The 17,825-nt window shown below is 66.4% G+C and carries 14 protein-coding genes and 1 pseudogene; 3 read left to right on the top strand and 12 right to left on the bottom strand.

What is annotated here, in order from left to right:
* Nucleotides 1-1,152 (top strand): annotated as a pseudogene (locus tag ACHQ4I_RS31595) (hypothetical protein); the annotation flags it as partial.
* Between the two features lie 343 nt (nt 1,153-1,495).
* On the opposite strand, the gene ACHQ4I_RS31600 reads toward ACHQ4I_RS31595, so the two are convergent.
* The 3 genes from ACHQ4I_RS31600 to ACHQ4I_RS31610 all read right to left on the bottom strand — a co-directional run bounded on the left by ACHQ4I_RS31600 (nt 1,496) and on the right by ACHQ4I_RS31610 (nt 7,723).
* On the bottom strand, nt 1,496-3,814 hold the full coding sequence (locus ACHQ4I_RS31600; RefSeq protein ID WP_420771245.1) for a hypothetical protein: 2,319 nt from the start codon (nt 3,812-3,814) through the stop codon (nt 1,496-1,498).
* Nucleotides 3,815-3,822: 8 nt separating this feature from the next.
* Nucleotides 3,823-5,727 (bottom strand): type VII secretion target, encoded by a 1,905-nt coding sequence (locus ACHQ4I_RS31605; protein WP_420771246.1) that lies wholly within the window; start codon nt 5,725-5,727, stop codon nt 3,823-3,825.
* Nucleotides 5,728-5,824: 97 nt separating this feature from the next.
* A complete protein-coding gene (locus tag ACHQ4I_RS31610) occupies nt 5,825-7,723 on the bottom strand; it encodes a type VII secretion target (RefSeq protein WP_420771247.1) in 1,899 nt (632 codons plus the stop codon).
* Between the two features lie 107 nt (nt 7,724-7,830).
* Between ACHQ4I_RS31610 and ACHQ4I_RS31615 the strand changes: the two genes are divergently transcribed.
* Entirely contained in the window at nt 7,831-7,962 is a 132-nt protein-coding gene (locus ACHQ4I_RS31615; RefSeq protein WP_420771248.1) for a hypothetical protein, read from the top strand.
* Here the strand turns inward: ACHQ4I_RS31615 and ACHQ4I_RS31620 are convergent.
* The 9 genes from ACHQ4I_RS31620 to ACHQ4I_RS31660 are packed head-to-tail and all read right to left on the bottom strand — an operon-like array spanning nt 7,959 to nt 16,420.
* On the bottom strand, nt 7,959-8,429 hold the full coding sequence (locus ACHQ4I_RS31620; RefSeq protein WP_420771249.1) for a YbaB/EbfC family nucleoid-associated protein: 471 nt from the start codon (nt 8,427-8,429) through the stop codon (nt 7,959-7,961). The genes ACHQ4I_RS31615 and ACHQ4I_RS31620 overlap by 4 nt on opposite strands.
* Nucleotides 8,430-8,442: 13 nt before the next feature.
* A complete protein-coding gene (locus tag ACHQ4I_RS31625) occupies nt 8,443-10,980 on the bottom strand; it encodes a hypothetical protein (protein ID WP_420771250.1) in 2,538 nt (845 codons plus the stop codon).
* A gap of 7 nt (nt 10,981-10,987) precedes the next feature.
* Nucleotides 10,988-11,305: a hypothetical protein gene (locus tag ACHQ4I_RS31630; RefSeq protein WP_420771251.1), complete on the bottom strand. Its 318-nt coding sequence runs from the start codon at nt 11,303-11,305 to the stop codon at nt 10,988-10,990.
* 38 nt (nt 11,306-11,343) lie between these two features.
* Complete coding sequence (locus tag ACHQ4I_RS31635) at nt 11,344-11,712, bottom strand: hypothetical protein (protein WP_420771252.1); 369 nt, start codon at nt 11,710-11,712, stop codon at nt 11,344-11,346.
* Nucleotides 11,705-12,370, bottom strand: a complete 666-nt coding sequence (locus tag ACHQ4I_RS31640) for a hypothetical protein (protein ID WP_420771253.1) — start codon at nt 12,368-12,370, stop codon at nt 11,705-11,707. Before ACHQ4I_RS31640 ends, ACHQ4I_RS31635 begins: the two co-directional genes overlap by 8 nt.
* Nucleotides 12,367-12,726, bottom strand: a complete 360-nt coding sequence (locus ACHQ4I_RS31645; protein ID WP_420771254.1) for a hypothetical protein — start codon at nt 12,724-12,726, stop codon at nt 12,367-12,369. The genes ACHQ4I_RS31640 and ACHQ4I_RS31645 overlap by 4 nt, the downstream gene beginning before the upstream one ends.
* Nucleotides 12,723-14,225 (bottom strand): PPE domain-containing protein, encoded by a 1,503-nt coding sequence (locus tag ACHQ4I_RS31650; protein WP_420771255.1) that lies wholly within the window; start codon nt 14,223-14,225, stop codon nt 12,723-12,725. The genes ACHQ4I_RS31645 and ACHQ4I_RS31650 overlap by 4 nt, the downstream gene beginning before the upstream one ends.
* Nucleotides 14,226-14,255: 30 nt before the next feature.
* Nucleotides 14,256-15,905, bottom strand: a complete 1,650-nt coding sequence (locus ACHQ4I_RS31655; RefSeq protein ID WP_420771256.1) for a DUF4200 domain-containing protein — start codon at nt 15,903-15,905, stop codon at nt 14,256-14,258.
* Nucleotides 15,906-15,913: 8 nt separating this feature from the next.
* Nucleotides 15,914-16,420, bottom strand: coding sequence for a hypothetical protein (locus ACHQ4I_RS31660; RefSeq protein WP_420771257.1), 507 nt, complete (start codon nt 16,418-16,420; stop codon nt 15,914-15,916).
* A gap of 727 nt (nt 16,421-17,147) precedes the next feature.
* On the opposite strand from ACHQ4I_RS31660, the gene ACHQ4I_RS31665 reads away from it, so the two are divergent.
* Nucleotides 17,148-17,825 (top strand): DUF4226 domain-containing protein (locus ACHQ4I_RS31665; protein ID WP_420775535.1); only part of this gene is annotated, 678 nt, incomplete at its 3' end.

Raw genomic sequence — 17,825 nt, forward strand, 5'->3', positions numbered from 1 at the left:
GACCCAGCGCACCCCACAGACCCAGCGCACCCCACAGACCCAGCGCACCCCACAGACCCAGCGCACCCCACAGAGCCGGCGCACCCAGCTCCGCCAGGCACCCCTACGCACCCGACACCGCCCGGCAAGACCAAACCGAGCCCCGACCCCGAGGCCAAGACCGGTCACTACTGGACCGTGCGGCTGACCCGCCCACCGGGCGCGTCGACCGGTCTGAAGGCTTTCATCTCGATGGCCGAAGCCGAAATACAAACCGCGGTAGACCTTATGGGCCGTGGCACGACCAAGCCGCCGCCCAATGTGGACGACCTGTTGAAGCCGGTCATCTACGAAAGCCTCGGCCAGAGCATGACCGCCGAGCAGTACGAGGCGGCGCTGTCCAAGGTCGAGACCACGCAGACCGCGCTGCTGACCATGGACAAAAAGGTGATGAAGACCGCGATCGTGATCTCGGCCGAGAACGATCGAACACTGCGCGACATCAAGACCACGGTCAAGGACCTGAATATCAAACTCGCCGCCGTCGGGTCCGGAAAGTTGAAGCCCGCACAGGAAGTGGCACTCATGAAAGCCATTGCCGCCGCGGTGGAGGATGTCTACGAGAAGGTCACCACCGTCGCCGACAAGAATGCGGATCTCGCCGGTGATTCCGGCGACTCCGGTTCCGGTAAGGGCGGCTCCGGTGGTGGCGGCGGGGGCGACTCCGGCGCTGGCGGATTGGCCTCGATGGTGCAGGGGCTCGCATCGATTCTGCCGATGATGGCGATGGCGGCCGCGCCGATTGCCCAAGAGTTGTTGCAGCAGCACGACGATAAGGACAAGGACAAAGACAAACCCGCCGAGGGCGGGCAGCAGCCCCAGAACGGACAACCACCGCAGGACGCACCGCCCGGTGCCGCCCCCGTGCCGGGCGGTCCCGCCCCGACACCAGCCCCGGGACAGCCCGCGGCCCCCGGGGCCCCCGCACCGGCGGATCCGAACGCGCCCGCATCGGCTGCGCCCGCATCGAACGCACCTGTGGTTCCGGCCCGCGCGAATGTCCGGCGCTCGACCACTCGGCCACCCGGAACGACTCCGAACGCGGCGAATGCGGAAGAGGTCGCCGATACCGAAGAGACGGACGAGTCCGATACGGCTGTTGTAGAGGCATAGTCGTCGAATCGGCCCGGCCACCGGTTATCCGGACGGCCGGGCCGATGCACGTCTCGGCGGGTGCGTTCATACATCCGCGTCTGTTATTCCGCCAGATCCGCAATGCGCACCTTCAGCGGCGCCGGATCCGCATGTTCGGTGTTCGTCGCCAATGGCAGCGTCCTGGTTCGGCGGCGCGTGGCGCTACCCGGCACCTAATGCCCGGCGAATCAGCTGTGGCCGATGCCTACTAGTGCCGCGTCCAAATACCTTCTGCCGAATGGAGAATTTCGCCGAGCGTCGTCAAATGGTGGTCGCCCACGCCACATTCGACGGCCATATCACTACGCTCGGCGAGCAGCGATCAGGTCGCGGCGGGTGCCGCCACGGTGGGCGGTGCCGCGGGTGCGGTCGGCGGTGCCGTCACCGCCCCGGGCGCGGCGGGAGTGCTCGCCTGCTGGATACCAGTGCCATTCACGTCGGCGCCGCTGGGATGGAGAAAACCGGCGAAGGCGCCGTAACCACTCGGCGGCTGGTGGGTGTCGAGCTTGACGAGCTCTCCGTTGACGATGATGTGCGGTTCCTGGCCTTGCATGACCACCAGCGCGGACCGATTATTCGTGAACTCCACGACGTCGCCGGTGTGCAGCTCCGAGCTGCCGACCGTTGTCCACTGGCTACCCGGATATGCGGCCTTTCCGTTGCTGCCGTTCGGATTGTTGAATTCCTGGTTCACCGCTTGGGCAACTGAGGAGGTCACCTTCTGATTGGAACCGTCGGGCAGCCTCATATCGACCATGGCACCACCCCCGACAATGGCTGGCGGGGTCGTCGCCGTGGCGGAGACCACGCCGGTCTGCGTCATCGACAGCGGGTTGGCGGCCGCGGCCTGCGCCGCCTGCACGGTCTGCGCCGCGCGCTCGTCACCCGTCCGGTACCGGTCACGGTTGCGGGAACCGTGTTCGGAGTCCCGACTGTGGTCCTTGCTCTTGTCCTTGGTCAGGCTCTGCAGCAGATTCATCATCTGCATCTGCTGCATCATGCTCGCGAACGAATTGCCCTGATTCGCGTTGGCGGCACCGCTGTTGGATCCACCGCCGCTGGATCCGCCGCTGGTCCTGTTGGCAGACGGTTTCGCCGTTGCCAAGATTTTATCTTTCGCCGCACTGATCATGGACAGGGCCGCGGCATTCGGATTGGCCGATCCGCCTGTTGTGGTGGTCTGCGCGGTGCCCGCCGTATCGTTGGCACCGCCCTTCTCGCCGCCGGTCAGCAGGTCTTTGAAACTGCCGCTCCAGTCGGTGGGAATCGCATTGTTTTCGGCATTGCTGTTGTTGTTATTATTGTTGTTGTCGTTATTACTATTATTATTGTTGTTATTTTTCTGTCCGGCGGCCACCCCGGCCTCGTACCCAGCCTTGTACCCGGCCTCCTTACCTTTCTTGTATTCGGGCGATTCCTTGCCTGCCTCATCTTCGTTTTCCGACATTTTCTGTTTCGCGTCGTCGACGATTTTGTCGACCGCCTGAACGGTCTTGTCGATCGTGTCGATCAGCCTGGTCTCGACGCCTGGAATAATGCGGGTTTGATGCTTGTCGTCGGACGGTACATGCGCCCAGGTATACGGCGAAACGCCTTCCGGCCTGTCGATGAGGACGGTCTCGACTTGCGTCTTGGGATCGACCGCGCGCAGCTGTCTATCGAGTTCTTCGTAATCGGTCATTATTTTTTTGAATGCAGCGCTGTTGACCTGCTCGGTATCCTTGGCGATCGACCGAATCTTCTCGTCCAGGTCTTTGAAGTGGACTTTGGTGCGAGTGTCGTAATCGAGATACGACTCGTTGTAGGACAGGGTCAGGGAGGAGGTGTTCTCCTTGTCGGCCAATCCGTGATTGTGCAGCCAGTCCCCGACATCCTTGGCCAATTCGGCCCGCCCCTTTGCAAAGCAGTCCACCTGCAGCTGCAGTGCCTTCTGCCCTTCGTCGATCGCTTTGCGCAATTTCAGCGTCTCCTCGGGCGGGTGGTACAGCAGTATCAGCTCCGCATGTGGGGTGTCGCCCGCCTCGCGCAGGACCTTGACCACCTCTTTGGTCTTGGGGTCGATGAGTTTGACACTGCCGTCTTTCTCGAGCTGGACGTCGTAAATCGCGTTCTTCAACAGGTCTGCGGCGTCGGATCCGGCATACCCCCACAGCTCATTGCCATTCGTCTTATTGGTGAGAATGAGCTTGTTGTCCTTGTCGAGCGTCAGCGTGTAATCACCGTTGGTGATCGAACTGCGCGCATTGCCGTCGGTGACATCCTTGGATCCCGGTGCAGCCAGCTTCTCCCCGGCCAGCAAGTGGTCGGCAGGGCGGTCCTTGACAGCAGGAAGCTTGTTCTCGTCGACAGGCTTCGGCGTCGGCGGATCGAAACCAGTGATCTTTTGATCAGATATCTTTCCGGAAGATTCTTTGGTGACGTGGGCATCTGTGCTGATCCTTGGATCGTCTTTGCTGATGTCATGCAGATTTCCATCCGCGTCGACGACTTTTCGATCATAGTATTGTATAGGCTTTTTTTCTTTACCGTCGTAATAGAACAGCCCCATTTTATCGGGCTGCTCCATGTAGTAGTAGCCTTTTTTATCTGGCCAGGCGTGTTCCCACTTGCCATTGATGTACTGCCAATACCCGCCGCTCATGGCACCTCTCACCCCTGCCGATTGATATCGGACGATACGACACGTTCATTCGGTTCCGCGCTGATCCGGCGCAGGTCGACGGGCCGTTCATATCGACCGCTTTCCGGCGCGCTCACCACCGTGCGTGCAGCCGCGAACACCGGATGCTCCACCACCTGCTCATGTGCGTACACCGCGTCGCGCACCTGCTGCCAGCCGGTGTCGCCCTCCAGCAGGAGCACCAATTCGGTGCACCGGCGTTGGAAGACGAGAGCACGCAGGGCATCGGCACCGTCAGCAACGCGCAGGTCGCCGACACCAACGTGGGCGACGTCGACCCGGCGGGTCAGCAGGCTCGCCGCGAGCAACTCGTCGGCGTCACGCAGTTCGTGCCACCACAGCGGTGGCACCTCCTGCCCGGCCTGCACAATCGCCAGAATCCGGTCCCGCAACCGCGCCATCTCGGCCGCCTCGACCGGAGCGGGCCCAGTGCGGGCCAGGCGCATGTGCGCGTCAGCGGCCAACTCCACACAGCGGTCGCGCAACTGCGCATCGGGCAGGGCTACAACGGGATCGAGGTCAGCGCCGGATCCGGTCAGCTCCAGCCGATCGACAGTGCCCGCATCGGGCATCCGCAGATCGATATCGCCCACGGGGGCGATCAGGCCCTCGGTCGCGACGTCGCCGAGTTGGGCACGCAGACGCGGATCGATCGGACCGGATGAAACCAACGCGGTGATCGCGGCGCCGGCCCTCGGCCCCCACACCCGGCCGAACTCCACCAACACCCGGGCCGGATCGGCGATCCCCTCCCAGACGGCGGACACCTGTCCGGTTCCGTTGTCGAGCATCTCGTCCCACAACCATGGGGTGGACACCTGACTCGGCAGGAACAGTCCCGCCGGGAGCCACCCACGGCCCTCGTTGGTGGTGATGAACACGCCCGCGCCGGACGGGCCGCGCAGTACCGCCACCGCCCACGACACACCGACCACGGTCGATTCCGTCGCGGCCAGCACGGCGGCAAGGAGAGTGCGCGCGATCCCCAGGTCGTCGTTCACCGGTTCGCTCACCACGCGTGAGGAGTCGGCAGCGTGTTCGGGGGCTGCGTGTGGAATCGGCGGCGCGGCGGCGGTTGAGGATCCGCTGTAGCTGGGCGGTGTGGTCGTCGCCGGCGCGCTGACCGGTGCGGACGGGCCGACACCAGGGCTGGGCGGACTACTCAGAGACGGCGCCGCCGTTACTGCCGGCGCAACCACAGCCGGCCGAGGCGGGGCGGCAGCGGCAGGTCCCGCCGCAGCGGCCGGGGGTGGCGGCGCAACACTTCCATTCGACGCCGGTGGCGCCGGAACGACGGGGACCGCCGGAACGCCGGGAACCGCGGGGATGAACGGAACGCCCGCAGCCGGCGGGGTGTCTTCAGTGGGGACATCCGGCGGCGGTGCGGCCGGACCAGAGTCCACTGGTCCGGGCCCTGCCGGGCCGGGCCCCGCCGGCCCCGGACCTGCCGGGCCGGGCCCATCGGGGGCAGGTCCGGCCGGACCCGGATCTACCGGGCTGGGCCACGCGGGACCAGGCCCCGCCGGACCAGGGCCGCCCGGTGGCGGCGAGGAGACATCTGGACCGAATTGCACCTGGCTGGTTTGCCGGGCGCCACGTTGGTCCCCCTCTTCGTACGAGGCGGCGGCCGCACGCAAATTCCGTGCCGCGCGTTCGTGTTCCCCGGCCATCGTGTTGCCCGCGCGCTCCCTGGCGTCGTAATAGCGCTCCATCGCCCGGTGCACCGGGGCGGCAATCGAACCGTAGTTGTGCAGAAATCCGCTCAGCCAGTCCTCGGGCCGTTTGGCCCAACGCCGGGTCCGGTCCGCGGCCTCCTCTTGTTCGGCGGCCAACCGACGCAACACGTCGGCGTTCATGTCCAAACGGTCCGGCATTTGTCAGACGATCCTTTCCTCTCCGCCTTTCCAACCTCCAGGAGTGCGCTGACGGCCTGGCCGCGCAATCTGTACCTTCTTCACCGATCCGTCACGGTTACTCCGGGGTGATGCGCGGTGCGAGGTCAACCGGCGGCGCGACTACCGCACCACTGGGCGGACCGGCGGTGACGGCCGGAGCCGAGACCGCGCCAGGGACGACCGCCGGGCGAGCGGGCCGGTCGACTTCCGCGGCGGAGACGGCGGCCGGAACCTCCACGAACTGTGGATGTTCCACGATCTGCTCATGCGCGTAGACGGCGTCGCGCAGGGTCTGCCGGGTCGGCTCATCCGCCAGCAGCAAGACCAATTCGTTGCACCGGCGCTCGAACACCATGGCGCGCAGATCCGATACCTCGCTGTCGAGGCGCAGTTCACCCAATCCGACCCGGCCGACATCGACCCGACGGGACAGCATTTCGGCGGCGAGCAGATCATCGGCGTCGCGCAGTTGGTCCCACAGTTGGCGCGGGACCGGCTGTCCGGCTTCGACCAACCGCAGGATCTGTTGCCGCACCGGACGCGAGGTAGCGGAGACCGGCGTCTGCACCGACCGCCCCACCCGCGCGTCGGCATCCACCGCCAGTTCCACGCAGCGCGCCCGCACTTGCGAATCCGCCACCTGCGCAACCTGTTCCAGCGCCGTGACGGAGCCGGTCAGGCCGAGCCGGTCGGCCGAGCCGGGATTGAACTCGCGCAGATCGACGTCGTAGGCGGGACCGACGAGCCCCTCCATCGCGACATCGCTGAGCTGCGACCGCAGGCCCGGATCGATCGGTCCGGAGGACACCAGCGCCGACAGCCGCGCATTGGCCTTGGGTCCCCAGGACAGCCCGAATTCCACCAGCACGCGTGCCGGATCGGAGACGCCTTCCCATGGCGATCCGGCGCCGTCACTGCCGAGCAGCTCATCCCATAGCCACGGCGTGGACACCTCCCTCGGCAGGAAGACCCCGGCGGGCAACCACCCACGGCCCTCGTTCGAGGTGATGAACACACCCGTGCCCGCTGGGCCGCGCATCACCGCCACCGCCCATGCGGTGCCCATCGCCGATTCGGCGGCCGCCAGGACACTGCTCAGCAGGGTCCGGGCGAGCACCAGATCGTCGTTCACCGCATCGCCGACCACGTAGGCGGGTTCGGCCTCCTTCTCCTTGTTCGCGGCGACCGCCGCCGCGAACGGCGTCTGCATCGGCACCGGCATCGGCATCCCATCGGCCGTCGGGCCAGCAGGCGGCGGCGCGGACTGACCGTCCGACGACCCGCTGTACACCGGTCCGGCACCGGGGCCGGGCCCGAACGGACCGGGGGTCACCGATCCGGGCGGCGGCACTACGCCGCTGCCGACGGGCGCTGTCGTCGAAGACGAGGTGGCGCCGCTGCCGACCGCCGAACTCGTCGCATCGGTCGAACCGGGCGGCAGCACCGAACCGGCCGGACCGCCGTGCGCGGCCGCGGCGGCGGTATCGGGCGCCGTGCCGTTGGGACCCACTTGGATCGACGGAGTTTCGGAGGTGGGTCCACCGCCGGGCCCGCCGGGACCACCACCGGGTCCACCGGGCTGGGGTGTGAACGGACCAGGGCCGCTCGGACCCGACGGAGGGCCGGAAGGACCACCACCGGGCGGCGGCGACTGCAGGTGACTGATGTCCTGCCCGTCCCGGAGAAGGTGCGAGGCCATCTCGTGGTCTGCGGCCTCGTAGGCGTCCGCCGACTCGCGCAGCGACCTCGCGGTGTATTCGTGTTCGGCGGCGAGGGCATTACCGGCACGCTCGCGGGCCGCGTAATACCGCACCAGCGCCTCGTGAACCGGAGCCGCGATCGAGCCATACGTCGACGGGAACGCCGCCAGCCAGTCGACCGGCTGCTTCGACCATGCGCGAGTGTCGATGGCGACCTGGTCGTGTTGGAGGGCCAACTGCCGCAGCACCTGAGGGTCTATCTCCATCTGGGGCATGCCGTTCTCAGTCCTTTCCCTCCACCGACCTCCCCATTGTCGATCCTTCCCATCATTGGGGACTGCTCGAGCGGATCTGGCGGCATGGCGGGTCGCGGAATTCGCAAGTGCGCATGGCCGCGTTGCGCACCGAATCGGACCGGCCCGGATTGATCACGAATATTCGTGGCTACGGCTACCGGTGGCGGCCGGATCCGTACGAGGCTGCGGCCGCGGCGAATATGCTGCGCGCGGTCTAGGTTTCGGCCTCGGTATCCACGAGCTGGGCACCGGTTCGATCGGCCGTCGGATTGCTCGCGTCGATGCGCGTCCGGATATCGCGCAGACTGCTCGCTTCCTCGACGATATCGGATAGCGCTGCCGCGCCATCGAATTCGGCGGTGATCGGGGCGAGTAGCGCCTCGCTCTGCTGTTGCGCCGACAGTGCCGCCGCCTGTGCGGTTTCGGTGATGGATCGCCCGAGGTCCTCAGGGGTGCGGCGCAGCGCGGCCGCGGTCAGCGTTACCTCGGCGAGCACACCGCGTGCGTCCACCGTCACCTGCACCAGCTGGTCCGGTGAACCCGCTTGCACGCGTAAGGTTTCCAACTGCCGACGGACGGCGTTCAGCTGGGTCTGATGCTGTTCGAAGGTGTCGAGGATATGGTCCACCTGATTGCGCAGTCCATGGTTGGCCGAGCGCAGACCATCTTCTTCCCACCGGTCCATGCGGATCTCCTTCCTACTGCGTCGGTCCTGCGGAGATGGCAGAGCGTCGCCGTTCCCCCGCGGGGGGAGGGGTTTGCGCGAAGAGCGGATGGTCCACCAGTTGACCGTGCGCGTACATCGCATCGCGCAGGCGCTGGCGGCTCGACTCCTCGGCGAGCAACAACACCAGTTCATTGCAGCGCCGTTCGAAGACCATCGATCGCAGTGTGGCCGCGTCGGAGCGACCGTCGGAGTGTTCGGATCGCAACTCCCCCAGCGCCACTCGCGAAACATCGGCACGCAGCGTCAGCATGGACGCCGCGAGCAGATCATCGACGTCGCGCAGCTCGTCCCACCACTGCTGCACCACCGCCGTACCACGCCGGATCGCGACCAGAATCCGCTCGCGCAGCTGCGGCGCGCCCAGCGATGCCGCCGCACCCACCTGCGACTTCCCGAGTCGCACATGCGCATCCGACGCCAGCTCGCTGCAGCGGCCGAAGATCTGCGCAACGGGCACCCCGGAGACGCGCTCCAGCATCTGCGGCGCGGCCACCAGACCCAACCGATCCACCAGACCCGCGCCCGGCGATCCGAGATCCATCGCGGTCGAGGCCGCCACCTCACCCGCCATCGGCACATCCCCCAACTGTCTACCCAACTCGGGGTCGATCGGTTGCGAGGAGGCCAGCGCCGACAGCCGGGCACCGGATTTGCGACCCCACGCCAAGCCGAATTCGACCAACACCCGCGCCGGGTCCGCGATGCCTTCCCATGCGGCGCCCTCGGATTCGGACCACTGCCACGGTGTCGATATCTCGCGCGGCAGGAAGAGCCCGGCGGGAATCCAGCCGCGCCCCTCATTCGATGTCACGAAGGCGCTCACCCCGCCGGTGTGGCGCAGAATCGATACCGCCCACGACAACGCCACCGTCGACGGACCGACGGCCGCCAACACTCCGCCGAGAATGGTGCGTGCCAGTACCAGGTCGCCATCGACGCGTTCGCCGAGCACGAAAGCCGGTGCGGCCGCCGATAACATCGCCGCCCCGACCGCATCGCGGATCAGCTCATCGCTGCCACCGGTATCGCCACGACCGGTATTCGGCCGGGCCGTTTCGGATTCGGTATTTCGCTGCGGCACTGGCAGTTTGGGCGGTGTGGGCGAGGTGCCACCCGAATTGCCCGATGCCGCAACGACTTTCGGCGGACCGGCCGCCGCCGACCTCGAATCTGTGACCGGAGTCCGCGAATCCGGCACGGCACCGCGCCCATCGGACATCGAGACGGGCTGGCGAGTCTGCGACGAGGGTGCGGACACCGCCGAGCCGGTGGGCGCGGATGCCGACGAGATCGGACCCGCCGCCGCGGCGGTCGGTGCCGGGGCCGCGGCAGCACCACCCATGAACATCGGGGGCGCGAACGGTGACTGACCGTCCGAGACCGCGTCGGCCGCAATGGTTTGCGCCGATGGCGACGCGGTGTCGGACGAACCACCCGCCCCGCGTGCGCTCGACACATGCGCACTCGCGTCGCTCGTCGCACCGCCATCGGCCGGATCGGTCGACGCGTGGCCGGTGGACATGCGGGGCGAACCCCCCGCCGTCGACGCCTCGTGCCCCGCACCCGACGTGGCGGTGGGCGAATAGTTCACGGGGGCAACGCCGTCGGTGGACGAAGCAGGAGCCGGTCCGTGCACTGTGGCGGTCGGTGCCACGACGGTCGGCCCCGGCGTCGGCCGAGGATCGCGCACATGCTCCGGTTCGGTTCCGACCGGAGCCGGACCGGTCGGCTCCGGCAACATGGGGCCCAGATGCGGATCCGGATCCAGTGGTGGGGGCAGACCCGGCAGCGGCGCATCGGGACGATGAACTCCCGGATGCCGCGCGTCGGGACGGTGCTCGCCCGGATAGTGCTCGCCCGGATGGTGCTGCGCGCCCGGATGATGGCCATCGGGTCGGTGCCTGCGGCCCGGCGCGCCTTGATCACCGGAAGGTCCGGCCTCCCACGGACCCGGCTGCCCCAGCTCATCGGCGATCCGTTGCAGCCAGGGCAGACCGGTCGGGCTTATGTTCTGCAGCGCGCTGCGCACGACATCCTCGACCTCAGCCTTCGCCTCGGCGACGAAGTGGTCGATTCGCCGCTGAATCCGCACCTGGCGCTCCTCGGCATCCTCCTGGTCAGCGCCGTCCTGACCGTCGTCGTTGCCGGCCTTGGACACGGCCTCGATCTGGCGAGTGGCCCGCTCGACGATGTTGAGAATATGGTCCCTGGTCCGGCGGACCACATCGGCGAATTCCCGGAAGGTGTCGGCCGCGGCGTTCAGCGCGTCGGCGAAAGCCCGTGGATGCCATTGCTGGGCCCGCATCTGGTCCTTGATGGACTGCAGACCGACACTCGCCCGCACGGTGTCCTCGAAGCCGCGCCGCGCTCGGTCGAGGCTGTCGAGGTCGAGGGCGTCAGCCCCGTCGCGTGCCGTCGTCTCCAGTGCGTTCCAGTCGCCTGGTGAGATCACCGGCCAGTTCTTACCGACAATGTCTTCCCAGTAGGGACTTTCGCGCTCCGGGTGCATCCGGCGGTCAGATCGATTCTGCGGATCGGTCGATCTGCAGCGCACCGGCGATATCGCCGCCGCTGATCGCGTCGACGATCTCCTTGGCATCGACCAGGGTCGACTCGGCCTTACGACCGCTGGCGGCCAGTGCGTGCAGGACGGTGGTCTTGAGCCAGTCCAGCTTTTGGGCGTGTCCCTGATCGAGCGGCGACTCGGGAGACCGCGGCAGCACCAGTTCGCCGACCGTCCCCCCGACGCTGGCGACGAACGCACCAGCCGTACCGGCGTAGTGGCCGACCGCCGCGATCACGTCGTTCGGCGCATCCATATCCAGATTGCTCATATCGAAATTCCTGTTCCGAAGATGTGCGGGGTGTGGCGTCAGGAATTCCGACCGAATTCGGTTTCTTCCATGACCCGATAGGACGCTTCGGTGGGCAGATCGAACGAATCGATGGTGTACGGACGAGTGCCGTTGTGCTCCATCTCGGCACGCAGTCCAACTCGCGACTTCAGATGCGCCAGGCGGGCCAGGCGAACGATCTCGGCCGCCAGCCAGGTATCGCCGTTATCGCGGGCGTCATCGGTGATGTGCAGGCCGACGACCTCACCGGAACGATCGCAGGCCACACCCACGGAGTGGTCCGGGTTGAACACCTCGTAGAGCATCTTGCGCCAGTCCGGGCCCGCCTCGCGGTCCTCGGCATCGAAGTCGTCCACGTCGGTCGAGTGCATATCTGTCCTAGTCATCCGATTCCTCCAGCCGCGCGGAAAGTACGGTCCACACGGCATCGTCGATGCTCAATACCTGGCGCAACTGCCAGAACCGGGCGCCCAGATACATCTCACCGGTGCCGTCCGGCGCGATATCGAGATGATCGGGTCCTTCCACGGTCGGGTTGAGGGTGACGGTGGTGACCGGCGGACGCTGGTCATCGACATTCAGCACCGTCGCGCCGCCGCCCGGAATGAACTGATGCCGACAGCGCGGACTTGTCGCGATCGCGAGATCGCCGCTGTTGGTGCTGATGGTGACCTCCGGATTGAGCAACAGCTGTGTCGCCCAGGCCCGCGCCGCGGTTTCGGGACGGTCGGCGTTGATCGCGATGGCGTGGGTGATCGCGAGATCGACGACGAGCACCGAATCCGAAGTGGTGACACCGACGATCACCAAACGTTTGGGCGTACCGGACGGATACGGCAGATCATCGGCGGCCAGCGTGATCACATCCGATCCGACGCCGACCCCGGTCGCCGGATGCGCGCCGACGCTGCCGGTGGCGACGTCGATGGTGTAGGCGGCAATGGGATTGGGGACGCGTCCACCGACTCCGGCCAAGCGCACCAGGCCCTCATCGTGCAGCCACCGAATGGTGGCCGCGATGGTGACCTCGCCGGTCTCGGTCATACCTTCTGCTCCGATTCGGCCCCGGCCGAATCCGCCGAATCCGAATCCGCCGAATCCGGCCAGGAGTCGGTGTCCATGATGTTCTCGTACTGACGTGCCGCGTCCGCGGTGCTCTCCCGAATGGCGGCCATGATCTCGGTGACCAGATCCGGGCTCTCGAACCGGTCGACGGTCCCCGGGGCAAGGTAGAGGCCGGTCAGCTTGCCCATCGCGTCGACCTCGGGCACGACCGCGCCGCTCGGCGAGGGCCGCCGTGCGCGGATGCCGTCGATCCGCTCGCGCAGATCGGCGATCCGGTGCCTGAGGTTGCGGGCGGCGTCGAGGGCCGCCTGCACGTCGGGGTGGATATCACTCATGCGGTGCCTCCGGAATTGGTCGGTGCCTGGTGTTGGGACGGCGTCGGCGATGTGACGGTCGGGGCGATCGTCGGCCGCTCACCGATCACGGCCTCGGTGTGGGGTGTGTCGTCGACGTACATCAGGCGATCGGGATGCCAGGCCACCACACGGCTGCGGTCACTGCCGCCACCCGCGCCACCGCCCGCTCCCGGCGACATCGGCATATACGGCATGTATGGCGAGCCACCGGCCGCGGTCCCGGCGCGCGCACCGGCCGACGAGGTCTGCAGCGGTTCGATCACCGATGTCCTCGGCAGTGGGCTGGCCGCCGTGCCCGACGTCGCGACCACCGGCATCGATCCCACCCGAACCGTCGGGCTCGCGGCGGACCCGACTGCGCTGATCGGTACACCGGCACCACCTCCGCCACCGCCACCGAAGCCGCCGGCCCCACCCGGATAGCCGTAATCGCCACCGAGGTCTTCGAGCATCCCCGGGTCGATCTCCAGGTCGTCTCCGGAGTCGGATTTCGCCGAGGACAGACCGGTGGCGCCCGAGGCCAACGCGCTCATCAACGCGGGCAGCATCTGCATCATCGCGCTGGAGTCGCCGCTGTTGCCGGAGCCGGAACCGGAGCCGGAATCCGAACCCGAGCCGGAATCGTCGCCGGAGCCGGAGCCCGAACCGGTCTTCGAGTTGACGGCGGCGGTGTAGCCGGTGATCGCCTCGAGTGAGCGCGCGTTCTGTTCCTGAAACTTGGCCAGCGCCTTGGTTATCGCGAGTTCGTTCTTGGACCGCATCGCCTGGATGAGCTCCTTGCGCGCGGCGATGATCTCCTCCGGCGTGGGATGTTTGGCCTTCACCTCTTGGAATGCGTTGTGGTAGGTGTCGATGCCGTCGGCCAAGTTCCCGAAGCCGGTGCCGAGCTGATCGAGCCAGCCGCGATGCTGGCCGAGTTTGTCGGCCGCCGCGCTGCCGACCGGTGTCCAGCTCTGCATCGTCATCCCGGCCTGATCGAGACCGGCGGCAGCCTGGATATGGGAATCGGCGAGAAATTTGCGGACCGAATTCGCGAATCCGGCGGCCGGGCCCGGCCCCGGCCCGGTGCGCAGCTGATACGCGAAGTCCAACGGATCGACCGAACCACCCGGCGTGGGCAACGAGAAATTCGGCAGCTGTCGCGGGCCGAACAGTTGCATATCAGGCACCGGATTGTTGGCCAGCTCCGCACCCGAACCGTTGATCGCGCGCGCGCCTTCGTCATCGGCCTTGCTGTAATCGACTGCCGCGGAGCCGATGTGGTGCGCGGTCCGCTGTATCTCATTCAGCAGGCCGAGCGTTCCATTGATCAGATTCGCCGCGTCCGCGTTGAGCTGGGGTACCCGCTGCGCGGAGATCGGATCGGTGCCCGCGGGCACCACCCAGCCCTTCGGCAGCGCCGCCCCGGTGCCGCGCGCCAACTCGGCGAGCGCCCCTGCCGCACGGACGAGCTCACCCAAATCGACATTCAGCACCACGACTGCCTCCTCTCAACCACCGCACCCCGATCACGCGGGCGCCGCGACCACCGCCGCCGCCGTGGCGGACGGATCCGTGGCGTGGATCTCGGGCGCCGCGTTCTTGTCGCCCGATTCGGCCATTTCGGTGCCCTTCGGACGCGCGAATCCGGAGAATTTTCCGAAACTACCTGCGCTGTCGGACATTTCGGTTTCGGTCGTGACCGGTACCAATGCTCCGTTGACGATGGCTTCCAGCGTTTCGCCCTCTCCGGGACCGAAGACGACCAGGAGCGCGGTCCGACCCTCCCAGATGCCGACGTCGCCGGTCTTCAGCTCCATAGGATTGACCCTGGCTCCGATGTCCTTCTTATCGGCCCACTTCGACGTCGTCTTCGCGTACGCGGCCTGCGCATCGGTGCCGCTGGCATTATCGAATGCGGCATCGAGGCCCTGGGCGACGTTCGCGGGCACCTTCCGGGTGCGTCCGTCGGGGAGCGTGTAGACGACGGTTCCATCGGCATCTGTCGCACGAGCGGGCGCGCCGACCGGCTGGGTCGAGGACGCCTGCTGCGGCGGTGCGGTATTCGCCGGAGCCGCCGGTGCGGCGGCGGCGGCGTTCGCGGGCTGGGCCGCCGCGGTTTGGGCGGCGACCCCCGGCATGACCCCGCCGGGGTACTGCTCGTAGCGGTTCGGGTCGATATCTTCGCGCCGGTTGTTCAGATCTTCGTCGGCCGCATTCCGCTGCATGGCCTGCGACATCATCAGCGGCAGCATCTGATCCGCCAAATTGCTGCCCATGTTGGCGCCCGCCGAACCCGTATCCACGTTCGGGACGCTCGGTGTATTCGACGATCCTGCTCCGGTGCCGGCATTCGTCAGCCTGTCGAGGGTACTCTGCAACCTGTCGTTGGCGCCGCTGGTGCCGGAATTGGAATCGGATCCGCCGAGTCCGTTGTCCTTATTACCGAGACCGGTGCCGTCGCCCGGATCGATGGGTGGCGGAGTGTAGTTGTTATTTTGGCCGGGGTCGTTGTTGTTGTATCTGTTCGGATCGATATCGCTCGGATCCGGTGAGGGCTGCTCCCCGTTCCCCTTCTTCGCGGCTTCGTAAAGATCCTTGTACTTCTTGAGCTCGGCGGTGAGAGTCTTTACCTGCTCGGCCAGGTCGTCGATCTCCTTGCCCTTCCCCTGCTGGTCCTCCGAAGCCTTGTTCATCGCTTTCTGGGCTTTCAACAATAACTCATCGGAGTATTTCAGGATGTGCTCGTCTTCGGTCATATCGTCCGGGGGAGGAGTCCCGGCCTGGTCACCGAAATCGCGGATCACGTCACCCTGCACACCCTGCCCCTCTTCGCGCAGCTTGTCGGAATCCGCGACCTTCTTGTTCTTCTGCACATCGAGCTTCTGCAAGTCATCGAAGGTCTTGCTGAGATGGTTCCTGACTTTCAAATAGTTGTCGAACAGCTTCGACGCCCCGGCGCCGCCCGGGGTGACGACCTGCGGTACCGCCCCCACCTCGGGTGGCGGTTTCGTGGCTCCCTTACCGTAAGCCTGCCATTTCATCCTCATAATCCCCTTGAGACCATCTTTGGTATCGAGATCCAAATAATTCTCGATTACCGGGGAAATGAACAGCCGCTCCTTCGGCCAATTGTCGGCCCACTGGTTCGGGATGATCAACGGTGGCATTTCACTCATGCGGGCGCCTAGGTAGCCATCGACTCTGGCGTCTTGGTCGACTTCGACGAATCTTGCGTAGTCGACTCAGACGAATCCACGTACCTCATAGTCGATGGATCAGATCCGCGATATTCCTGGCCCGCTGGGCGCGTGGGGAGGACCTTAGGAATTTTCTGCTTCTCGTGGTTGCTACTGCCCGTGAAGCCGCTCATGATCGCCGCGCCTATGCCGCCGGTGATCGCGGTAAACAAAGGGCGTACGGCAGGACCGGCAATCATCGAGCGCACAGCGTTACCGGCAAGCCCGACGCCGGCGAACCCGAGAGCACCGTCGAAAGCGGCGGCCTTGAACGCTTCGCCCCAGCTGCCGGTGTCGACCCCGGTCCAGATGCCGCCCACCAACGCGGCACCGATTGCACCACCGATCATCGTCCCGGCACCGGGGACAACCGAGCCGATGGCTGCGCCCACGAAACCGCCGACACCGACGGCTAGGTTCTTGCCGAGCTCGCTCCATGAGAAGCCCCATCCCATGAGATCACCTACCTGACGCTAGGGCGAGCGACGACCGGCCGACTCGACTGCCGCTCGGATCGACGCCGATGGTCGATCCGCACGGTGAGATTTGTTTCCGACCAGCCCATTGTCGATGATTCCCAGCAATGGGAACTGCGCTGCGAGCCGCACCGGTCAGGATTATCTACGGAAGACATACGTTGACGTGCGCGAATCGCCGTCGCCAGCAAGATGTCCCACGACCGGTGCGCGATGTAGGGAGGACACACCGGATGACCTGCCACCACCTGCGGTTCGAGCGCACCACGGCGCATATCGCCGGAGTGCGCCGCATGCCGGATGGTGCGTCGTGACGAGTCCGGTCGAGGTACAAGTCGATGACGGCGTCGGTGCTGGTGAGGCGCAAGGGGATTCGTCCGCCCCGGTGACGCCGTGGTCGGGTAAGGAGCCGCGGCGACGGGGTAACGGTTCGCGGGCGCCCGGTACACCGGGGCAGAACGGCTCCGGGCAGCCGAGTCCGCCAGGCCAGAACGGCTCCGGGCAGAATGGGTCTACACCAGGTGCGAATCCTGGTGGTGGGTCATCGAATTCGGGTACCGGCCAAGGCGGGACCGCGCCGGGTGCGCCTGGTGCGACACCTCCTGCGGCGGCGGTCCCACAGGGTCAGGTCCTGCCCGCGCCGAACGCCCCGACCGGGCGGTCGGCGCCTGCGCCGGCGGCGGCGCCGCCCGAGCATGGTTCGGGGTTGGATACCGATGCGTTGGCCTCGGCGATTCCGGCCGGGGCGATGGCGTTGGGAATGCTGCCGATGATGATCGCCTCGGCGTTGTCCGGACTCGGTGGCGGTGGTGGCAGCGGGAAGGGGTCGGGCTCGAGCACCGGCAACAATGACACCGGCACCTCGAGCGGGTTGTCACCCGAGGCCGAGGAAGCGCTCAAAACGCTGGACCTTTTGGCGGCGGTCTACGGTGACGGTGAGACCACCGACCCGCAAGTCAAAGAGCTGCGTAAAGAGTTGGGTGTCAACGGATCCGGATCCGGCGCCACCGCGGGATCGATCAAGGCCAGACAGTTGTGGCAGGCCAACGCCGCGACCGCGTTCAACAACCTCGACAACCAACTCGCCACCTACGTCATCGGTTTGGCCGGTAACCACAAAGTCGATAAGAAAGCCGTCGCCGCGCTCATCCGCGAGGTCAACGTCGCCCTCGCCGAACTCGGCCCCCAGGCCTACACCAAGGCCGGACAAGAAAAAGTCCACCAAATCCTCACCATCGCACTGCAAAAAGCCGCCAGCATCGTCAACGGCACCAACACCAACGCCAAAGACACCGCCAACGCCATCAACCGCCTCACCGGCCAATACCTCTACAACCTCAACGGACAGCAATACCCCGGCGGCACCGGAACAACCGGGGCGAGC

This window comes from Nocardia nepalensis (assembly GCF_048910785.1).
Taxonomy (GTDB): Bacteria; Actinomycetota; Actinomycetes; order Mycobacteriales; family Mycobacteriaceae; genus Nocardia; species Nocardia nepalensis.

Excerpts from the sequence above, each read along its gene's own strand:
- ACHQ4I_RS31600 (WP_420771245.1), bottom strand. The coding sequence starts at position 3,814 with ATGAGCGGCGGGTATTGGCAGTACATCAATGGCAAGTGGGAACACGCC.
- ACHQ4I_RS31605 (WP_420771246.1), bottom strand. The coding sequence starts at position 5,727 with ATGCCGGACCGTTTGGACATGAACGCCGACGTGTTGCGTCGGTTGGCC.
- ACHQ4I_RS31610 (WP_420771247.1), bottom strand. The coding sequence starts at position 7,723 with ATGCCCCAGATGGAGATAGACCCTCAGGTGCTGCGGCAGTTGGCCCTC.
- ACHQ4I_RS31620 (WP_420771249.1), bottom strand. The coding sequence starts at position 8,429 with ATGGACCGGTGGGAAGAAGATGGTCTGCGCTCGGCCAACCATGGACTG.
- ACHQ4I_RS31625 (WP_420771250.1), bottom strand. The coding sequence starts at position 10,980 with ATGCACCCGGAGCGCGAAAGTCCCTACTGGGAAGACATTGTCGGTAAG.
- ACHQ4I_RS31630 (WP_420771251.1), bottom strand. The coding sequence starts at position 11,305 with ATGAGCAATCTGGATATGGATGCGCCGAACGACGTGATCGCGGCGGTC.
- ACHQ4I_RS31635 (WP_420771252.1), bottom strand. The coding sequence starts at position 11,712 with ATGACTAGGACAGATATGCACTCGACCGACGTGGACGACTTCGATGCC.
- ACHQ4I_RS31640 (WP_420771253.1), bottom strand. The coding sequence starts at position 12,370 with ATGACCGAGACCGGCGAGGTCACCATCGCGGCCACCATTCGGTGGCTG.
- ACHQ4I_RS31645 (WP_420771254.1), bottom strand. The coding sequence starts at position 12,726 with ATGAGTGATATCCACCCCGACGTGCAGGCGGCCCTCGACGCCGCCCGC.
- ACHQ4I_RS31655 (WP_420771256.1), bottom strand. The coding sequence starts at position 15,905 with ATGAGTGAAATGCCACCGTTGATCATCCCGAACCAGTGGGCCGACAAT.
- ACHQ4I_RS31660 (WP_420771257.1), bottom strand. The coding sequence starts at position 16,420 with ATGGGATGGGGCTTCTCATGGAGCGAGCTCGGCAAGAACCTAGCCGTC.